Origin of the sequence: Rhodocyclus tenuis (assembly GCF_014197755.1) — a bacterium.
GTDB classification, from domain to species: Bacteria; Pseudomonadota; Gammaproteobacteria; order Burkholderiales; family Rhodocyclaceae; genus Rhodocyclus; species Rhodocyclus tenuis.
On record NZ_JACIGE010000012.1, the window covers coordinates 53,044 to 70,066 of the forward strand.

The 17,023-nt window shown below is 65.5% G+C and carries 15 protein-coding genes; 12 read left to right on the forward strand and 3 right to left on the reverse strand.

All coding sequences use genetic code 11. The features are described 5' to 3' along the window. Positions 1-60: 60 nt before the first annotated feature. Positions 61-2,271, reverse strand: coding sequence for a TonB-dependent receptor (locus GGD90_RS14795; protein WP_153114784.1), 2,211 nt, complete (start codon positions 2,269-2,271; stop codon positions 61-63). 419 nt (positions 2,272-2,690) lie between these two features. On the opposite strand from GGD90_RS14795, the gene GGD90_RS14800 reads away from it, so the two are divergent. The 12 genes from GGD90_RS14800 to cooS all read left to right on the forward strand — a co-directional run bounded on the left by GGD90_RS14800 (position 2,691) and on the right by cooS (position 15,455). Next, complete coding sequence (locus GGD90_RS14800; RefSeq protein WP_153114783.1) at positions 2,691-3,749, forward strand: isopenicillin N synthase family dioxygenase; 1,059 nt, start codon at positions 2,691-2,693, stop codon at positions 3,747-3,749. Further along, positions 3,742-5,034, forward strand: a complete 1,293-nt coding sequence (locus tag GGD90_RS14805; protein WP_153114782.1) for an O-acetylhomoserine aminocarboxypropyltransferase/cysteine synthase family protein — start codon at positions 3,742-3,744, stop codon at positions 5,032-5,034. The genes GGD90_RS14800 and GGD90_RS14805 overlap by 8 nt, the downstream gene beginning before the upstream one ends. Before the next feature lie 16 nt (positions 5,035-5,050). Continuing rightward, positions 5,051-6,301 (forward strand): radical SAM protein, encoded by a 1,251-nt coding sequence (locus GGD90_RS14810; protein WP_153114781.1) that lies wholly within the window; start codon positions 5,051-5,053, stop codon positions 6,299-6,301. Between the two features lie 9 nt (positions 6,302-6,310). Next, complete coding sequence (locus GGD90_RS14815; protein WP_153114780.1) at positions 6,311-6,790, forward strand: hypothetical protein; 480 nt, start codon at positions 6,311-6,313, stop codon at positions 6,788-6,790. A 142-nt stretch (positions 6,791-6,932) separates the two neighbouring features. Beyond that, positions 6,933-7,865 (forward strand): AraC family transcriptional regulator, encoded by a 933-nt coding sequence (locus tag GGD90_RS14820; protein WP_153114779.1) that lies wholly within the window; start codon positions 6,933-6,935, stop codon positions 7,863-7,865. A 151-nt stretch (positions 7,866-8,016) separates the two neighbouring features. Continuing rightward, a complete protein-coding gene (locus GGD90_RS14825) occupies positions 8,017-8,574 on the forward strand; it encodes a carboxymuconolactone decarboxylase family protein (RefSeq protein ID WP_153114778.1) in 558 nt (185 codons plus the stop codon). A gap of 7 nt (positions 8,575-8,581) precedes the next feature. After that, the gene (locus GGD90_RS14830) at positions 8,582-9,400 is read left to right on the forward strand and encodes an ABC transporter ATP-binding protein (RefSeq protein ID WP_153114777.1); all 819 of its coding nucleotides are present in this window, start codon (positions 8,582-8,584) and stop codon (positions 9,398-9,400) included. 10 nt (positions 9,401-9,410) lie between these two features. Beyond that, entirely contained in the window at positions 9,411-10,607 is a 1,197-nt protein-coding gene (locus GGD90_RS14835) for an ABC transporter substrate-binding protein (RefSeq protein WP_153114776.1), read from the forward strand. A 10-nt stretch (positions 10,608-10,617) separates the two neighbouring features. Further along, positions 10,618-11,385, forward strand: coding sequence for an ABC transporter permease (locus GGD90_RS14840; RefSeq protein ID WP_153114775.1), 768 nt, complete (start codon positions 10,618-10,620; stop codon positions 11,383-11,385). Positions 11,386-11,407: 22 nt separating this feature from the next. Next, positions 11,408-12,565, forward strand: a complete 1,158-nt coding sequence (locus tag GGD90_RS14845; protein WP_153114774.1) for an acyl-CoA dehydrogenase family protein — start codon at positions 11,408-11,410, stop codon at positions 12,563-12,565. Between the two features lie 86 nt (positions 12,566-12,651). After that, entirely contained in the window at positions 12,652-13,530 is an 879-nt protein-coding gene (locus GGD90_RS14850; protein ID WP_153114773.1) for an ATP-binding protein, read from the forward strand. Continuing rightward, the gene (cooS, locus tag GGD90_RS14855; RefSeq protein WP_153114772.1) at positions 13,527-15,455 is read left to right on the forward strand and encodes an anaerobic carbon-monoxide dehydrogenase catalytic subunit; all 1,929 of its coding nucleotides are present in this window, start codon (positions 13,527-13,529) and stop codon (positions 15,453-15,455) included. The genes GGD90_RS14850 and cooS overlap by 4 nt, the downstream gene beginning before the upstream one ends. A gap of 50 nt (positions 15,456-15,505) precedes the next feature. Here cooS and GGD90_RS14860 read toward each other — a convergent pair whose 3' ends face one another. Together GGD90_RS14860 and GGD90_RS14865 are read right to left on the reverse strand one after the other, a co-directional pair. Then, complete coding sequence (locus tag GGD90_RS14860; protein WP_153114771.1) at positions 15,506-16,396, reverse strand: radical SAM protein; 891 nt, start codon at positions 16,394-16,396, stop codon at positions 15,506-15,508. 140 nt (positions 16,397-16,536) lie between these two features. Beyond that, positions 16,537-16,911, reverse strand: coding sequence for a hypothetical protein (locus tag GGD90_RS14865; protein ID WP_153114770.1), 375 nt, complete (start codon positions 16,909-16,911; stop codon positions 16,537-16,539). Positions 16,912-17,023 lie beyond the last annotated feature (112 nt).

A 17,023-nucleotide genomic window follows, 5' to 3' on the forward strand; every position in this document is an offset into this window, starting at 1 on the left:
GCGGGAAGCAGAAACGCGAAATCCGGGCCGCTCCTCGCGGAGCGACCCGGTGATCCGCTATCAGAAGGCGTAGTTGAGTACGGCGCCGACGGTGCGCGGCTGACCGGCGAGGGCGACGTTGAGGTCGTCCTGCGTACCGCCGGGGCGGTTGCCGAAGAAGTTGCGCGTCAGGTCATACTTTTCGTTGAACAGGTTGCGCACCCAGAAGCTGAGTTGCCACGGCGCACCGACCTGAGTGACTTCAAAGCGGGCGTTGGCCAGCCAGTAGGACTTGATGTCGTAGACGTTGCCACCGTCCGGGTTGAGCAGGTTGAGCCAGGACTTGTAGGTGTCGTGGTAGCTGTAGTCGCCGGCAAGCTTGAGGCGATAGCCGGCGGCGGCCCAGGCGTAGGCGACGCTGCCGCCGTAGCTGAGTTTCGGCAGGAACTGGTCCTTGCCCGACAGGTTGCCGAGCAGCGGCGAATTGAAGTCGCGGAAGGTCGCGTGCTTGTAGCCCAGCGACTGGGTGACGGTCAGACCGGACAGCGGGACCCAGCTCAACTCGACTTCACCGCCATCAACCGCCGAGCTCTTGATGTTGATGATCTTGCCGATCAGCGCGCCCGACGGACTGGTCGTCACGTCCTGGAACTGCTGGTTGTGATAGTCGTAGTGAAACACCGCGGCATTCACACGCAGGTTGTTGCTCAGGTCTGCCTTGAAGCCGGTTTCATAGGCAAGCAGCGTTTCCGGCTCGAACGGGGTCAGCGCCAGGGCGTTGAAGGTGTTGTGCGTGGTGATGCCGCCCGACTTGATGCCGCGGCTGACCGAACCGTAGATCAGTGCGTTCTTGTCGAGCTGATATTCGAGGCCGAGTTTGCCTGAGGTGCTGTTGGACGAAAGGGAGGCACTGGCATCGGCAATGCTTGCCCAGGCCTGGACCGGCGTCGTCGAGGTGCTGAAATCGCTGACCGTGCGCTTTTCATGCTCCTGGCGCACGCCGATGATTCCCTTCCAGTTCTGTGTCAGCTTGTAATCGAGCTGACCGAACAGGGCTTGCGTCTCGCTGTCCTGCTTGTACTTGGTGCGCGTGATCACGCCGTAGTCGCGCGTGAAATCGGTGTACCAGTCTTCGTCGAGCTTTTCCTTGGCGTAATAGGCGCCGAGCACCCAGTTGAGGTCGCTCGTCTTGTTCGAAGCCAGCCGGAATTCCTGCGAGAAGATGCTGGCGTCGTCCTTCCAGTAGACGTCGGCGTGGTTGATCGAGGTGCCGTCCCAGTCGGCAAGCTCGCGCCGGTTGAATTTCTGGCCACCGGTAATGCTGGTCAGCTTGACCGCGTCGAGGTCCCAGTTGACCGCTAGGGTGACGTTGGTCGCGTCGTTGTCGCGCGAGGGCTTCTGGCTTTGCGATACGCCGATCAGGTTGGAAAAGGCCGCCGTGCGGCCCCAGCCGGTCGCCGTCCGGTCCGAGTCGGCGGCGTAGCCGTAGTTCGGGCGAGCGGTAAACAGGTACAGCCCTTGTGCGTCGGACTTGTCCTGACCGTAGCTGGCGGTCAGGTTAACCCGCAGATCGCGCGTGACGTCGAGCTCAAGCTGCCCGCGAATGGCGCTGATGTCCTTGGCGCCGAGCTTTTCGCCGGTTTCGCGATTGTGCTGCCAGGCGCCGCCCTGCTCGGTGGCAAACGAGAAACGGCCACGCAGCGATTCGCTGATCGGACCGGAGAGGAAGCCCTGAACGGTCTTCGTGTCGTAGGACGAATAACCGACCGAAACGCCGCCTTCGAATTCCTTGGTCGGCTTGCGCGTCAGGAAATTGATTGCGCCGCCGGTGGTGTTCTTGCCATACAGGGTTCCCTGCGGACCGCGCAGCACCTCGACGCGCTCGAGGTCGAACAGGAGCCCCTGCGTCTGTACCGGGAAGCCGTAGGAGACCTCGTCGACATAGACGCCAACCGCCGACGAGTTGTTGGGACCATAGTCCTGGAAGCCGATGCCGCGGATGCGGAACTGCGCCTGACCACTACCGAAGGCCGGCTCGACTTCGAGGCTCGGCACCTCGTTTTGCAACTGATTGACGTTGGAGATGCCGCGTGCCTGAAGCTCCTCGCCCGACAGCACCGTGATGGCGACGCCGACGTCCTGCGCCGACTCTTCGCGCTTCTGCGCGGTGACGACGACCTTTTCCAGTGTGGTCGCCTCCGTTCCCGCCTGATTCGCCGCGGCGTGCGTGTAACCCGTTGCCCCGATCGCACCGGCGACGCCGATTGACGCTCCGATCAATACCCGTTTCATGGTTTTCCCCCGTTTCGATTCTCGATGTCTGCTGGATCAGCCGTCGCCAGATGGCGGATGAGCGCGGGCGCGGCGTGGATAGCCCGCGCATTTGAGGGGGGAAGCGCAAGCGAAAGAACAAATTTGTAATTCGATGTATATCCGTCAGCGCAAATAAGCTTTTCTCGAAAAAAACTCATGCCAGAGAGATAGGCGCCGGAGGTGTTTCCGGGAGATGGTCGCGAGGGGTGGGCCGCTCCCCGCGCAACGGCGAGGAGTACGAAAACGCAATTAGCTTCTGCCCTGCTGGCTGCATTGCATATCAGGAAAAGTTGATTAGCGCGGCGCGGGGGGCGACTTATAGTCCTCGTCCCGATGGCCTTCTCGAAACCAGCAAGCAGCCGGCCGGAAGGCTGGTCGGCGGCGTTCTGGCACGCGCAATGAACCACCCGAACTCCCCCGATTTTCAATACACGGTACTTCCCACCTTCGATCTGGGCGAACTCGACGTCGCCACTGCCGTCCGCAAGGCGCCGCTCTCGGCGCTGCGCGAGGCGGCGCATACCGCCGGCTTCTTCTATCTGGCGGGGCATGGGGTGCAGCAAGCGCTGATCGACGACGCCTTCCGCGTCAGCCGCGAATTCTTCGATCTGCCCGATGCCGCCAAGAGGACGATCGAAAACCTGCACTCGCCGCACTTTCGCGGCTATACGTGTACCGGCGCCGAACTGACACGCGGCGCCCGCGACTGGCGCGAACAGCTCGATTTCGGCGCCGAGCGTCCGCGGCGTGCGTTAAGCGCGAAGGCGCCACCGTGGGCCTTGCTGGAAGGCCCCAACCAGTGGCCTGACGACATTCCGGCGCTCAAGCCGGTGGTGCTCGAGCTGCAGGCGCAGCTGACCGCGGTAGCCCTGAAGCTGCTGCGTGCACTGGCCATCGCTCTCGGTCAGGATGCCGAGGTATTCACGCCACTGATCGCCGATGCACCGACGCTGCTGCTCAAGCTGATCCGCTATCCCGGCAGCGCGTTCACCGACAGCGCGCAGGGTGTCGGTGCGCACAAGGACACGGGTCTGCTGACCTTCGTCGTGCAGCACGAACAAAGCGGCTTGCAGGTCCAGAACGGCGAGAGCTGGATCGCGGTGCCGCCACGTGCCGGTACGCTGGTGGTCAACATCGGCGAGATGCTCGAACTGGCCAGCGGCGGCTATCTGCACGCCAACGTGCACCGCGTGGTGACTCCCGCCGGGCAGAACGACCGCCTGTCGATCGCTTACTTCCTCAATCCGCATCTCGACGCGCGCGTCCGCCCGATCGCGCTGCCGGCGGCCTTGCAAGCAGCGGCGCGGCCCTCCGCGCACGATCCCGACAACCCGCTGCTCGAACAGGTCGGACTCAACCTGCTCAAGAGCCAGCTGCGCTCGCATCCGGAAGTCGCGCGCCGCTACTACGCCGGCGTCGCCGGTACCGTTGCCGGCGAGGGAGCGGACCATGCCTGATAGTGCAGCAAACTTCCGGCCGGACCATCGTTTCGAGACGCTGCAGGTGCACGCGGGACAGACGCCTGCGCCCGTGACCAATGCCCGGGCGCTGCCGATCTATCAGACGAGCTCCTTCACCTTCAATGACTCCGCGCACGCGGCGCGGCTGTTTGCACTGGAGGAAGAAGGCAACGTCTATACGCGCATCTTCAACCCGACCTCGGACGTATTCGAACGGCGCATCGCCGCGCTCGAAGGCGGCGTGGCCGCGGTGGCTGTCGGTACGCACGCTGCGGCGCGCTTTCTCGCCTTCAACACCTTGCTCACACACGGCGACGATATCGTCGTCTCGAACAGTGTGGGCAGCGAGACGCGCCACCAGCTGCTCGCCTTCGAGCGCAATTTCGGCATCCACGCCCGCTTCGTCGATGACGACATTCCCGCCGCCTTCGCGCAGGCGATCGGCCCACGCACGCGCGCCATCTACGTTGAAACGCTTGCCGGCGCCGGATTGCGCGTGCCCGATTTCGTGGGCATTGCCGAGGTGGCGCACGCCGCCGGCCTGCCCCTGCTGGTCGATAACACCGCCGGCGGCGGCGGTTATCTGGCGCAGCCGCTGGCGCATGGTGCCGATGTCGTCATCGCGGCGACCAACCGGCTGATCGGCGGCCACGGCGCGCCCGCCGGCGGCGTCATCGTCGACGGCGGTCGTTTCAACTGGGCCAGCGGCCGCTTTGCCGAGTTCACGCAGCCGTCGGCCGGCTATCACGGCCTGCGCTTCTGGGAACGCTTCGGTCCCGGCAGCCCGACCGGCAACATTGCCTTCGCCATCCGCAGCCGTGTCGAAGGGGCGCGCGACATCGGCCCCAGCCTCTCGCCGTTGAGCGCCTTCCAGTTCGTGGTCGGCCTCGAGACGCTGTCGCTGCGCGCGCAGCGCCACGCCGACAACGCGCTGGCGCTGGCGCATTGGCTGCGCGCGCGTCCCGAGGTGTCCGCGGTGATCTACCCCGGCCTGCCGGAACATCCGCAGCATGCGCTGGCACGGCGTTATCTGCCGAACGGCTTCGGCTCCGAACTGCGCTTCGTGCTGCGCGGCGGCGGCGACGCGGCGGCCCGGCTGCTGGCCGGGCTCGAACTGGTCGGCAGTGTCGTCAATCCCGACGATGGCAGGACGCAGATCGAAGCGGCCGAAGCGGCTGAAACGGCCTGCGGGCGGGCGGATGGCGGCACGCTGCGCCTGTTTGCCGGCCTTGAACATTTCGACGATCTGGTCGCCGACATCGACCGGGCACTGACCCGTTAACAGAAGGATTACCGCCATGCATGCGCTCAGCGAGAGCAGTCTGCGCCCGCTTTCCTACCGGGAAGTGGTCGCCAAGTATCCCGAGGTTCCGCACTTCATCATCCTCAAGATCGACGTCCAGCGGCGTGGCGTCACCTACACCGAGGCCGCGCTGACGCAGGCCGACCCGGCCCGTCACATGCTGCAGGCGCGCAGCATCTTCCACTCGATCGGCGAAAAGGAGTCGCTCGTCCCGGTGTCGCTGCTGCTGCGTGACGGCACCTCGATCCTGTCGGGGCCGCGTCCGAACGCGACCGACCCCTACGTCGTCGACTTCATCGACGGCCGGCTGGTGCTGACCGACCATGGCGAGGTTCTCGAGGAAGTCGAATACTGGCTGAAGCCGGATTTCTATGATCGGCTCACATCGTCGGGCAAGCCGATGTGGCAGGTGGCAACGCCGCGGCCGCAGCGCCTCGACATCAACCCCTACGCCTACTGCCACTACTGGGACGATGGCAAGGGCTGCAAGTACTGCAACATCGCCGCGCACTACAACAAGGAACGCCGGCTGAACAACAAGCCGCTGCGTCTCGATCCGCGCGACGCTTACGAGAGCGTGCGCGAGGCGATCCGCCAGCCCGGCCGCTTCCTGACCGTCGGCATGACCTGTGGCTCGATCCTGGGCGACGGCGAATTGTTTGCCGAAGAAGTCGACATCTACATCGAAACCCTGCAGGCAATCGGCGAGAACTTCACGACGCGGCGCTTCCCGAGCCAGCTGGTCGCCTCGGCGTTCAGTCTCGAGCAGTTGCAGCGCATCCACGAGCAGACCGGTCTGTTGACCTACACCTCCGACATCGAAGTGCTCGATGAGGAGAAGTTCAACTGGATCTGCCCGGGCAAGGCAGTCCGCCCCGGCTATCGCGAGTGGAAACGGCGCCTGGTCGACGCCGTCGGCATCTTTGGCCGCGGCTACGTGAACACCGGCATTGTCGGTGGCGTCGAAACGGCAAAGCCGCATGGCTTTGCCACTGAAGAAGACGGCTTGCGCGCCACGCTCGAAGAGGCCGAGGACCTCGCCAGCAAGGGGGTGAGCACCGTCTATTGCGTCTGGGTGCCGATCACCGGCTCCGTTTTCCACAAGCAGCAGGCGCCTTCGCTCGAGTACTTCGTCCGCCTGGCGCAGGGACTCGACAGCATCCGTCGCTACTACGGCCTGCTTGTCGACATGGACAACTACCGCATCTGCGGCAACCACCCCGATACCGACCTGTCGAGAATCTAGGAAACGAACATGGCCAAGTACACGCTCGCCGCGGAAATCCGCGAACTCCTGAACCGCGCCGACAGCGTCAAGACGCTGGCACTGCTCGCCGAGGACGGATCACCCTACGTGATCTTCGCTCCCGGCCTTCATGTCGACGACGATGGCCGCCTTGTCTATCCCGAGGCTTTCGAACACTCGCAGCTCAATGCGCTGCTGGTGCGGGCGGTCTGGTTCAAGCGGCCGCTGACGGTCGCCTTGCTCGCCGCTGACGGACGTTCTTTCCAGATCGCCGCCACGCCCTACAAGGCCGTGATTTCGGGGCCGCTGTTCGAACACTACTATCGCCAGAAGCAGCAGGCCGACGCCGCGTTTTCGTTATCGACGGTCTGGCTGATCGATGCGCTGTCGGTCAGCGAAACCAGCGATCCGGTCCGCGGCCCCGCCTCGGAAACAGGAAGAATGCCACTGCTTCACCTGGACCGTATCGCCCGCCCGGCATCGAACTGAAAGCTTCGACGATCCGCTACAGTGGGACACGCCGTTCCTTCTTATAAGCAATTCGCAAATCCGTCTTTGGTGGTGTCCGTGGCTTTCGTAGCATCGGAGCCAGCTTAGCGTCACGTGAATTTCCACCATATTCGAGGCCGGTATGTCTTCCCCCCGCAACGATCGCCTGATCCACTGGCTGCTCGGCAGCCTGGAACTCGAGAGCACGCTTTTCCATCTGGGCCAGTATTGCGGCTCGTGGAAAACCTCGACCAGTGGTCTGGCGCGCGCCGGTTTTCATGTGGTGTTGCATGGCGAATGCTGGCTGCACCTGCCGCAGGAAGGGGTTTCCCATCCACTGCAATCCGGCGACGCGGTGATTTTTCTGCGCGACGTCGTCCATTACCTGAGTCCGCTGGCCGACCCGCTTGCAGCCGCGCAGGCACCACGACGCAGCATGGCGCCGGTCGATACGTCCTTGCCCGGCAGCGTCGCGCTCGCCTGCGGCTTCTTCTCTTTCCGCTCGCAACTGAACCGCGTATTTCTCGGCTCATTTCCCGACTACGTGGTGATTTCGCGCAGCGGTGAAAAGCTGTCCGAAACGCGGCCGCTGTTCGATCTGATCCTGACCGAAGCGCAGGCGGGCGGTGAAGAGCCTTCGCCGCTGATCAGCCGTCTCGTCGATCTGCTCTTTTTCTACGCCATCCGTCACCTCTGCCAGCGGCGTGAAGTGAGCGATGGTCTGTGGGCCTTGCTCGCCAGACCGGAATTCGCTCCCCTGCTGGAAGCGATCATTGCCGATCCCGGGCGTGACTGGACGGTGCAGACGATGGCCGAACTCGCGCACATGTCGCGCGCGACCTTTTTCAAACGCTTCGCGCAGGCCTGTGGCGCCTCGCCGAGCCATCTGCTCTTGCAGATCCGCATGCGTGTGGCGAGTCAGCTGATCGAGGAAGGCTTGAGCCTGTCGCGTACCGCCGAGAAGGTCGGCTATCAGTCCGACGCCGCCTTTTCGCGCGCTTTCAAGAAATCCACCGGTGTCCTGCCCGGCGCTTACCGGCGCGCGCAGCAGCAGCGCCAGTTGCAGGCTGCCTGAGCGGGGGCGCCGGCGTAGCGCAGCCATTTCCCTGCGCCGCGTTGCAGGCTGTGCAGCCGAGATGAACGAACAAAAGAACGCGACGTTTGCAGATTGAGACGGGTTGGGCAGCCCGGGAAAATCGCAGCAGCCTGTCACACAAGGAGTCCTCATGTCCCGTATCACCGTACAAACGCCCGAATCCGCTGCGGCAGCCAGCCTGCCTTATCTCGCCCAGGCCAGGGCGAAGAACGGCTTCATTCCCAATCTTCTCGGCGTTCTCGCCAATGCGCCGGCCGCTCTGGAAACCTATCTGACGGTCAGCGAAATCAACAGCCGCAGCAGCTTCACGCTGGCCGAGCGCGAAGTTGTTCAGCTCACTGCGGCAACCACCCATGGCTGCACCTTCTGCGTGGCCGGGCACACCGCGATTGCCTACAAGCAGGGCAAGCTCCCCGAGACGCTGGTCGAGGGGTTGCGGCAGCAAAGCACTCTGCCGGACGTTAAGCTCGAAGCGCTGGCGGCGTTTACCCGCGCCGTCATTCGCCAGCGGGGTGCCGTGACCGACGCCGAGTTGCAGGACTTCAAGGCGGCCGGTTATGGCGAGCAGCAGGCGATCGAAGTGGTCCTCGGCGTTGCGCTGGCGACCTTGTGCAACTTCAGCAATTCGCTGGCGGCTACCGAGTTGAATCCGGAGCTGGCGGCTTACCGCTGGCAGCTGAAGGCGTGAGACGGCGATGAGTTCTACCGGGCCTCTGCTCGCTGCGCGCGGACTGGCCTTCGCCTACGGACGGCAGCCGGTTTTCGCGACGGTCGATCTGACGATCGCGCGGCGCGAAATCGTCTGCCTGATCGGCGCATCTGGTTGCGGCAAGTCGACGCTGTTACGCGTTCTCGCCGGTCTGGCTGAGCCGAGCGCCGGCGATGTCGTGGTCGACGGTGCCGACGATCCGGGCGGGCAGAGGATGCCAAGCGGACAAAGCCGTGCCGCCAAGGCGAGCGTGGTCTTCCAGTCGCCAGCGCTATTGCCCTGGCTGACGGTCGCCGAAAACGCCGGTTTCGGACTCGATTTCGCCTGCCGTCCGCCGGCGGCGAAAGCCTTGCGCGCCGAGCGTGTGGCGCGTTCGCTGGCACAGGTCGGCCTTGCCGAGCACGCCGACAAGAAGCCGCTGGCCCTGTCGGGCGGCATGGCGCAGCGCGTGGCGCTGGCCCGCGCGCTGGCGCGTGCCCCGGAAATCATCTACCTCGACGAGCCTTTTTCCGCGCTCGACGCGATCACGCGCGAGTCGATGCAGGATCTGCTGCTCGAACTGGCGCAGCACCATCAAAGCGCCGCGCTGCTGGTGACGCACGACATCGACGAGGCCCTGCGCATCGGCGACCGCGTGCTGCTGCTGGCGCGTCCGCAGGCCGAGCAGCCGGCGCGGATCGTCGGCGAATGGCGCCCCGGGGGGGCCGCGCCGCGCAAACACCGTTCGAGCGCGCTGAACGCGATGCGCGAAGAAATCCTCAACACCCTCTCCGACCCTTCCGCCACCTGGTATCCCGCCCTTTAAGGAGCCTGCCATGAACGATCTCGATCATCTTGCCCACGACCTGCCCGTTTCCCGTCGTGACTTTCTCCGTCTGTCGGCGCTGCTCACCGGCGCCATCGCGCTGCCCGGACTTGCCCGCGCCGCCAATCCCGACGATCCGGTGCGCATCGGCTACCTGCCGATCACCGACGCTTCGCCGCTGCTCGTCGCGCACGCGCGGCAGCTGTTCGAGCAGCAGGGGCTGAACGTCGAGGCGCCGCGCCTGTTCCGCTCCTGGGCGCAGATCGTCGAGGCGTTCATGGCCGGTCAGGTGAACGTCGTGCACCTGCTTTCGCCGATGACGATCTGGGCGCGCTACGGCAGCCAGTTCCCCGCCAAGGTCGTCGCCTGGAACCACATGTCGGGGTCGGCACTGACCGTCGCGCCGACCATCCAGAGCGTCAAGGACCTCGGCGGCAAGAAAGTCGCCGTGCCGTTCTGGTACTCGATTCACAACGTCGTACTGCAGCACCTCTTGCGCGAAAACGGGCTGACCGTCGTCACCAAGCCCGCCGACAGCCTGAAAGCGAACGAAGTGGCGCTGTCGATCATGGCGCCGGCCGACATGGGGCCGGCGCTGGCCAACGGTGCCATCGCCGGCTTCATCGTCGCCGAACCCTTCAACGCCGCCGCCGAAACCAACGGCATCGGCCGCGTGCTGCGCTTTACCGGCGACGTCTGGCGTGAGCACGCCTGCTGCGTCGTCACCATGCACGAGCGCGACCTCAAGGACCGTCCGGAATGGTCGCAGAAGGTCGTCAATGCCGTCGTCAATGCGCAGCACTGGCTGCGCGACAACCGCAAGGAGGGCGCGCAGCTGCTGTCGAAGGACGCGCCGGGCAAATACACGCCGTTCCCGCCGGCCGTGCTCGAACGCGTGCTGGTGCCCAACGCCGAGCGTAGCCAGCAGTACGTCAGGGAGGGGGCGATCCGCCATCCTGAGTGGAAGGACGAGCGCATCGAATACCAGCCCTATCCGTTCCCGTCTTACACCGAGCAGCTGGTCAAGCTCTTGAAGAACACGCAGGTCGAAGGCAACAACCAGTTCCTGTCGGCGCTCGATCCGGCCTTCGTCGCACGCGATCTGGTCGACGACCGCTTCGTCAGGAAGTCGATCGCCACTCTGGGCGGGCTGAAGGCTTTCGGTCTGCCCGAGAAGTTCACGCGCAGTGAAACGATCGTTGCCTGAGCCTGCGCCGATGTCGTCACTGGCTTCTGTCCACGCCCGCTCGCTCGCCTATCCGTTCATCGGGCTTGGCCTCGGCCTCCTGCTCTGGTGGCTGCTGGTGCACGGCGTCGGCGGGCAATCGCTGATGGCGGCGCGGTTTTCACCGGAAAACACGTGGAGCGCCGCCGTTCAGCTCTGGCAGGGGGGCGAAGTCTGGGACCACGCCTGGGCCAGTTTGCGCCGTGTCGCGCTAGGCCTCGCCTGCGCATTGTTGTTCGGTGTGCCACTCGGCCTGCTGGTCGGCAGCTGGCGGGATTTCAACCAGTCGACATCGACGCTGTTCCAGTTCCTGCGCATGATTTCGCCGCTATCGTGGATGCCGGTGGCGGTGATGGCGCTCGGCGTCGGCGAAGCGCCGGTTGTCTTCCTGCTCGCTTTTGCGGCGGTGTGGCCGATCGTGCTCAACGTCTCGGCCGGCATTGCGGCGATCGATCCGCAATGGCTGACGCTGGCCGACAGCCTCGGCGCCAATCGCCGTGAAAAGCTGTGGCGGGTCACCGTACCGGCGATCGCCGCGCACCTGCTCACCGGCATCCGTCTGGCGATCGGCCTGATCTGGGTCGTGCTGGTGCCGGCCGAGATGCTCGGCGTCAACGCCGGGCTCGGCTATTTCATCCTCGATACGCGCGATCGCATGGCTTACGGCGAGTTGATGGCGACCATCCTGTTCATCGGACTGCTCGGTTTCGTCCTCGACTGGCTGGCGCGCGAGGCCCACCGGCGCTGGGCCGGGCAGTAATTCAAGGCCGTCGGGAAAAACCATGTCCGAGTACACAGACCCCAATTCTTCCAGCCTTAGCGATGCTTCCGCGGACATCGCCAGACTGATCGCCAGCGAGCTGGCGCCGCGCGTCTGCGCCATCGATCTCGAAGGCGAGTATCCGGAAGGTTTTCTGCGTCAGCTCGGCCAGCTCGGTGGTTTCGCCGGCGTCGTTGCGCCCGCGTTCGGCGGCAATGGCAAGGGCATTGTCGACACCATCGGCGTCATCGCGCAGGTCGGCGAAAGCTGCCTGTCGACCGCGTTCGCCGTGTGGTGCCAGACTGCGTGTGCCCGCTATCTGCAGCTTTCCGACAACACGGCGCTCAAGGCCGAGCTGCTGCCGGCGCTGGTCAGCGGCAGGCAGCTCGGCGGCACCGGGCTGTCCAACACCTTGAAGTCGTGTTGCGAGATCGAGCGTCCGCTGCTCGTCGCCACTCGGGTCGACGGCGGCTATGAAATCAGCGGCACCCTGCCGTGGGTTTCCAATCTCGGCAACGACCATGTTTTCGTGAGCGCCTGCCCGGTCGACGGCGACGGACGCCTCGTCTTCTTTGTGGTGCGCTGCGATCAAGCGGGCTTCCGGCTGCTCGATGGCGCGCATTTCGCGGCGCTTGAAGGGACGCGCACGCTGGCCTGCCAGTTCCGCCGCGTGTTCATCGCCGACGGCAGCGTGCTCGCTCATCCCGAGCAGTCCGCCGAATATCTGGCGCGCATCCAGCCGGGGATGATCCTCGCGCAGCTTGGCATGGGTATCGGCCTCGTCCGCGACTGCATCCGGTTGATCGACAGTGCCGGGCGGACGCACGCGCACATCAACTGCTTCGAAGAGGATCAGGTGGACAGCTTGCATGCCGCGCTCGCTGCCGCCGCCGCCGAAGTCGACCGGCTGGCACGACGGCTCGATGCCGGTTATGCGGTCGATGAGCGGGCGCCGACGCTGCTCGACATACTGCGCGTCCGGCTGGCCGGCGGCGAGCTGTCCTTGCGCGCCGCGCAGGCGGCCTTGCTGCATCAGGGCGCGCGCGGTTACCTGCGCACCGCGGGGGCCCAGCGCCGGCTGCGCGAGGCCTGCTTCATCGCCATCGTCACCCCGTCGCTGAAGCACCTACGCCGCGAGATCGCGCGCCGCGAAGCGGCCGCGGAGCGCCTCGCGGCGTAGGTAACGGACGAACCGCGTCGCGTGCTCGACGCGACCGTTGCTGCCGTCGGCAATAGTCGCGGGGCAGCGTTTTCAAGGAGTGGAATATGTGTACGCAGCATCCGGATGGACACACGCACAGCCATAACCACGGCCAAACGCATGCCCATGGCGATGCGCAGCCGCATGACGCAAGCGGCACGCGGGCGCCGCTGCGCATAGCCGTGGTCGGCAAGGGCGGAGCCGGCAAGACGACGATCGCCGGCGCGCTGGCGCGCGTGCTGGCGACGCGTGGGCTGCGCGTGCTGGCGATCGACGCCGACCCGGACGCCAATCTTGCCTCTGCCCTGCCGCTCGACCACGGCGAATTGCCGCTGCCGCTGGCGCAGCAGCCCGAACTGCTGCACCAGACGAACGAAGCGGCCGCAATTCCCGACGGGCTCTTCCTGCTCAATCCCGATACCGGCTCGTTGCTGCCGCAGAGCACGGTCGCCTGGGGTGGCGGCCAGTCGCTGGTGGCGCTCGGCTGGGGTAAGGGTGGCGGCGAGGGCTGCTATTGCGCCGAGCATGCGCTGCTGCGTCGCGTTCTCTTCAAGGCCAGCGCGGCGACGGCCGACGTCACGCTGATCGACAGCGAAGCCGGCCTCGAACACCTGAGTCGCGGCACGATCGCCGGCGTCGACCTGCTGCTTGTCGTCGTCGAACCCGGTCGGCGCAGCGTCGAGACCGCGGCGTCAGTCCGCCAACTGTCGGCGGCGCTGGGCATCGCGCACGTCCATTGCGTCGTCAGCAACTACCGCAGTCCGGCGGAACTCGCGACCATTCGCGGCTGGCTGGGCGACTGGCCGCCGGTGGCGGCTTTCCCCTTCGACGACGCGGTGCGGCTGGCCGACCTCGCCGGCGTGCCGCCGCAGCTCGCCGGCGAATTCCTGCACGCGGCCGAACATCTGGCCGACTTTGCCCTCGCGCTGGAGCGTGCCGCATGAGCCCGGAAGAACTCAAGGCCTACCGCAAATCCTTTCCGTCGAAGGCCGACGTCCTCGCCAAAACGCCCGATCCGGCCGTACGCCAGATGCTAAAGCGCCTCGACGAGATCGGCGTCGAGACGGTTTTCGACCGCTTTGACGCACAGAAAGCACATTGCGGCTACGGACTTGAAGGTACCTGCTGCCGTATCTGCAACATGGGTCCGTGCTCGGTGACGACGAAAAGTCCGCGCGGCGTCTGCGGCGCCGACGCCGATGTGATCGTCGCGCGCAACATCCTGCGCTGGGTTGCCGCTGGTGTCGCCTCGCACGGCGCGCGCGGACGCGAGGTGCTGCTGGCGCTGAAAGCGGCGGCTGAGGGACGCCTCGATCGCCCGATCCGGGGCGTCGACAAGACACGTGCGGTGGCGAAGTCCTTCGGTCTCGATGTGGACAACAAGAGTATCGAGCAGCTGGCTGGAGAAATTGCCGACATCCTGCTCGAGGATTTTTCACGCGCGGTGCCCGGCATCCATCGCACGCTGCAGGCGCTGGCGCCGCCCGAACGCATCGCCCTGTGGCAGAAACTCGACATCCTGCCGATCGGCGCCTACCACGAGGTGTTCGAGGCGCTGCATCGCACCGGTACCGGCACCGACGGCGACTGGGAAAATCTGATGAAGCAGCTGCTGCGCTGCGGACTCGCTTTCGCCTGGACCAGCGTGCTCGGCTCGTCGATCGGCATGGACATCCTGTTCGGCCCGCCGAAGCGCGACACGATCTCGGCCAACCTCGGCGCTCTCGACCCCGACTACGTCAACATCGCCATCCACGGCCATTCGCCGGTACTGCCGATGACGATCGTCGAAGCCGGCGACGATCCCGAATTCCAGCAGCTGGCCCGCGACGCTGGCGCCAAAGGAATCCGTTTCTTCGGCATCTGCTGCTCGGGCTTGTCGTCGCTTTACCGCCACGGCGGCATCAGTCCGCTGGCCAACGCGGTCGGCGCCGAACTGGTGCTCGGTACCGGCGCCATCGACCTGTGGGTCGCCGATGTGCAGGACGTCTACCCGGGGATCATGGAGGTGGCGAAGTGCTTCCACACGCGCGTGGTGACGACCAGCGATTCGTGCCGTCTGCCGGGTGCCGAGCACATCGCCTTTGACCACCAGCACAGCAATCTCGCCGAGGCGCGCGAACTCGCACGAACCATCGTCACTCTCGGCATCCGCCAGTATCCGTTACGCCACGCGGCGAACGTTTTCGTGCCGCGTCAGCAGATGGCTGCCGAGATCGGCTTCTCGGTGGAGAACATCGCCTCCGCATTCGGCGGGCTTGGCAAGCTGCTCGAAAAGCTGAGAAGCGGGCAGATTCGCGGAGTCATCAATCTGGTCGGCTGCAACAATCCGAAGGTGCTTTACGAAAAGACGGTCAGCGACATCGCTGACGGGCTGCTTGCCGCCGACATCCTGATCCTGACCAATGGCTGCGCCTCATTCCCGCTGCTCAAGCTGGGTTTCTGCAACGCCGAGGCCAGGGTCAAGGCCGGTGCCGGACTCCGCTCGGTGCTCGACGAGTTCGCTTTGCCGCCGGCACTGCACATGGGCGAATGCCTCGACAACGCGCGCGCCTCGGGGCTGTTCCGCGCGCTTGCCGATCTCGCCGGACAGCCGATCAAGGCGATGCCTTTCGCCTTCGCCAGTCCCGAGTGGAGCAACGAAAAAGGTGTCGGCGCCGCCCTTGGTTTTCGTCTGATGGGAATCTCGTCCTTCCACTGTGTACCGGCACCCATCGGCGGCTCGGCCGCCGTCTCGCGCTTTTTCTACGAGGACAGCGAGGCACTGCTCGGCGGCAAGATGGTGGTCGAGCTCAATCCGCAAAGGCTCGTGCAACGCATCGTCGAGGATCTGGATCGGCGCCGGCAGAATCTGGCGGGTGTTGCATAAGCCAGCGGTATGGACGAAGCCCTTGACGCGCAGCCGCGCCGAAACGCTGCCTACAAGCCGCGCGCCCACGCCGGCCGCAGTTGCGCCGCTTGCGGCTCGGCGATGGCCTGGCGCACCTGGGTGAGCAGTCGCTCCTTGTCGGCGCCGAGCGTGCCTTTGAGCACCAGCCAGTTGCTGGCGTGGTCGGAGCGGAAGACCGTGCGCCGCAGTTCCAGTGCGGCCAGCAGCTGCTCCATTTCGCGGAACAGCCCGGCCTGATCGAGCGGCTGCCACTCGGGAAAAGCGGTGCGCAAGCGCGCTTCGCCGAGCGGAAAGCTGACCACCAGCGTCGACAGAAACTCGGGCTGCGTGGCGTTGGCCAGACGCGCCGAGTTCTGCGCATGCTGGGCGCTGAGGGTCGTGCCGCCGAGGCCGTTGAGGATCATCACCGAACGCGTGATGCCGGCTTCGCCGAGCTTGTCGAGCGCCGCGCGCGCGCTGGCGAAGTCCTCACCCTTGTTCACTCTGGCGAGCACGCTGTCGTCGCCCGATTCGGCGCCGACGTAGGCGAGCGCGAGCCCGGCTTCGCGCAGGGCGACGAGTTCGGCGACGCTTTTCTTCTTCAGGTTGCGCGGCAGGCAGTAGCTGGCGACGCGATGCACCGCCGGCAGGTGGTGGCGGATGGCTTGCAGATAGACGAGCAGGCGCCGCGTCGGCAGTACCAGCGCGTCGCCGTCGGCGAGAAAGACGCGGCGCACTTCATTGCCGTAAAGCTCGCCGCAGCGGCGGATGCTGTCGAGTACCTCGTCCTCGCTGCGCGCACGGAATGCCTTCTGTGGCGCCGTGTACATCTCGCAGAAACTGCAGCGGTTCCACGAGCAGCCGTCGGTGAGCGGCAGGATCAGCGATTGCGCCTCGCTCGGCGGGCGAAAGACGGGTTCGACGTAGCGGATCGGCGGCATGCGGGTGGTGGAGGGGACGGATGCTCAAGGGTACGGAGGCTCAGGCGGTGTTCGATCATACGGCAGCCGCGCGTTCCGGCGCGATCGTTCGCGGCAGCGGCCCAGGCTGTGAGCCGGTGCGAATCAGGCGTGCGCTGGCGTCAGAGATTGATCGCCCACACGATGAACAGCGCAAAGCCGGCTAGGCCGACGCCAGCGTGCAGCACCTGCGCGACAGGGCCACCACGCGCGGCTGGTTGCGGTCCCGCCAGCACTGGTGCCAGCAGCCCGGAGAGCAAGGCTGCGGCGAGCAGCAGCGCGGCCGCGTAGCCGACGCTGTGCAGCGCCGTGCCTTCCGGCGTTCGCCATAGCAGATCGATCACCATCCATTTGAGCCCGGCCAGACCGAGCAGGATGTGCACGCCAATGAGCACAGGTTTGGCGGGCAGATGGCGCAGATAGCGCCAGCCGAGAAACATGCCCAGCGCTACCGATGAGGCGAGCAGTGCGATGACGATCAGCAGAACTGTTGGCATGATTCACTCCCTGGCAGCGATGTTCGACTTGGCGGCTCAGTCTCGGCGCGGAGGCAAATGCTGAGGTCAGCGCTGACGCAAGGGCAAACTCCAGCGCCGGCCGCAGGGCGCC

Excerpts from the sequence above, each read along its gene's own strand:
- GGD90_RS14835 (WP_153114776.1), top strand. The coding sequence starts at position 9,411 with ATGAACGATCTCGATCATCTTGCCCACGACCTGCCCGTTTCCCGTCGT.
- cooS (WP_153114772.1), top strand. The coding sequence starts at position 13,527 with ATGAGCCCGGAAGAACTCAAGGCCTACCGCAAATCCTTTCCGTCGAAG.
- GGD90_RS14825 (WP_153114778.1), top strand. The coding sequence starts at position 8,017 with ATGTCCCGTATCACCGTACAAACGCCCGAATCCGCTGCGGCAGCCAGC.
- GGD90_RS14850 (WP_153114773.1), top strand. The coding sequence starts at position 12,652 with ATGTGTACGCAGCATCCGGATGGACACACGCACAGCCATAACCACGGC.
- GGD90_RS14830 (WP_153114777.1), top strand. The coding sequence starts at position 8,582 with ATGAGTTCTACCGGGCCTCTGCTCGCTGCGCGCGGACTGGCCTTCGCC.
- GGD90_RS14795 (WP_153114784.1), bottom strand. The coding sequence starts at position 2,271 with ATGAAACGGGTATTGATCGGAGCGTCAATCGGCGTCGCCGGTGCGATC.
- GGD90_RS14805 (WP_153114782.1), top strand. The coding sequence starts at position 3,742 with ATGCCTGATAGTGCAGCAAACTTCCGGCCGGACCATCGTTTCGAGACG.
- GGD90_RS14845 (WP_153114774.1), top strand. The coding sequence starts at position 11,408 with ATGTCCGAGTACACAGACCCCAATTCTTCCAGCCTTAGCGATGCTTCC.
- GGD90_RS14810 (WP_153114781.1), top strand. The coding sequence starts at position 5,051 with ATGCATGCGCTCAGCGAGAGCAGTCTGCGCCCGCTTTCCTACCGGGAA.
- GGD90_RS14820 (WP_153114779.1), top strand. The coding sequence starts at position 6,933 with ATGTCTTCCCCCCGCAACGATCGCCTGATCCACTGGCTGCTCGGCAGC.
- GGD90_RS14865 (WP_153114770.1), bottom strand. The coding sequence starts at position 16,911 with ATGCCAACAGTTCTGCTGATCGTCATCGCACTGCTCGCCTCATCGGTA.
- GGD90_RS14815 (WP_153114780.1), top strand. The coding sequence starts at position 6,311 with ATGGCCAAGTACACGCTCGCCGCGGAAATCCGCGAACTCCTGAACCGC.
- GGD90_RS14800 (WP_153114783.1), top strand. The coding sequence starts at position 2,691 with ATGAACCACCCGAACTCCCCCGATTTTCAATACACGGTACTTCCCACC.
- GGD90_RS14840 (WP_153114775.1), top strand. The coding sequence starts at position 10,618 with ATGTCGTCACTGGCTTCTGTCCACGCCCGCTCGCTCGCCTATCCGTTC.
- GGD90_RS14860 (WP_153114771.1), bottom strand. The coding sequence starts at position 16,396 with ATGCCGCCGATCCGCTACGTCGAACCCGTCTTTCGCCCGCCGAGCGAG.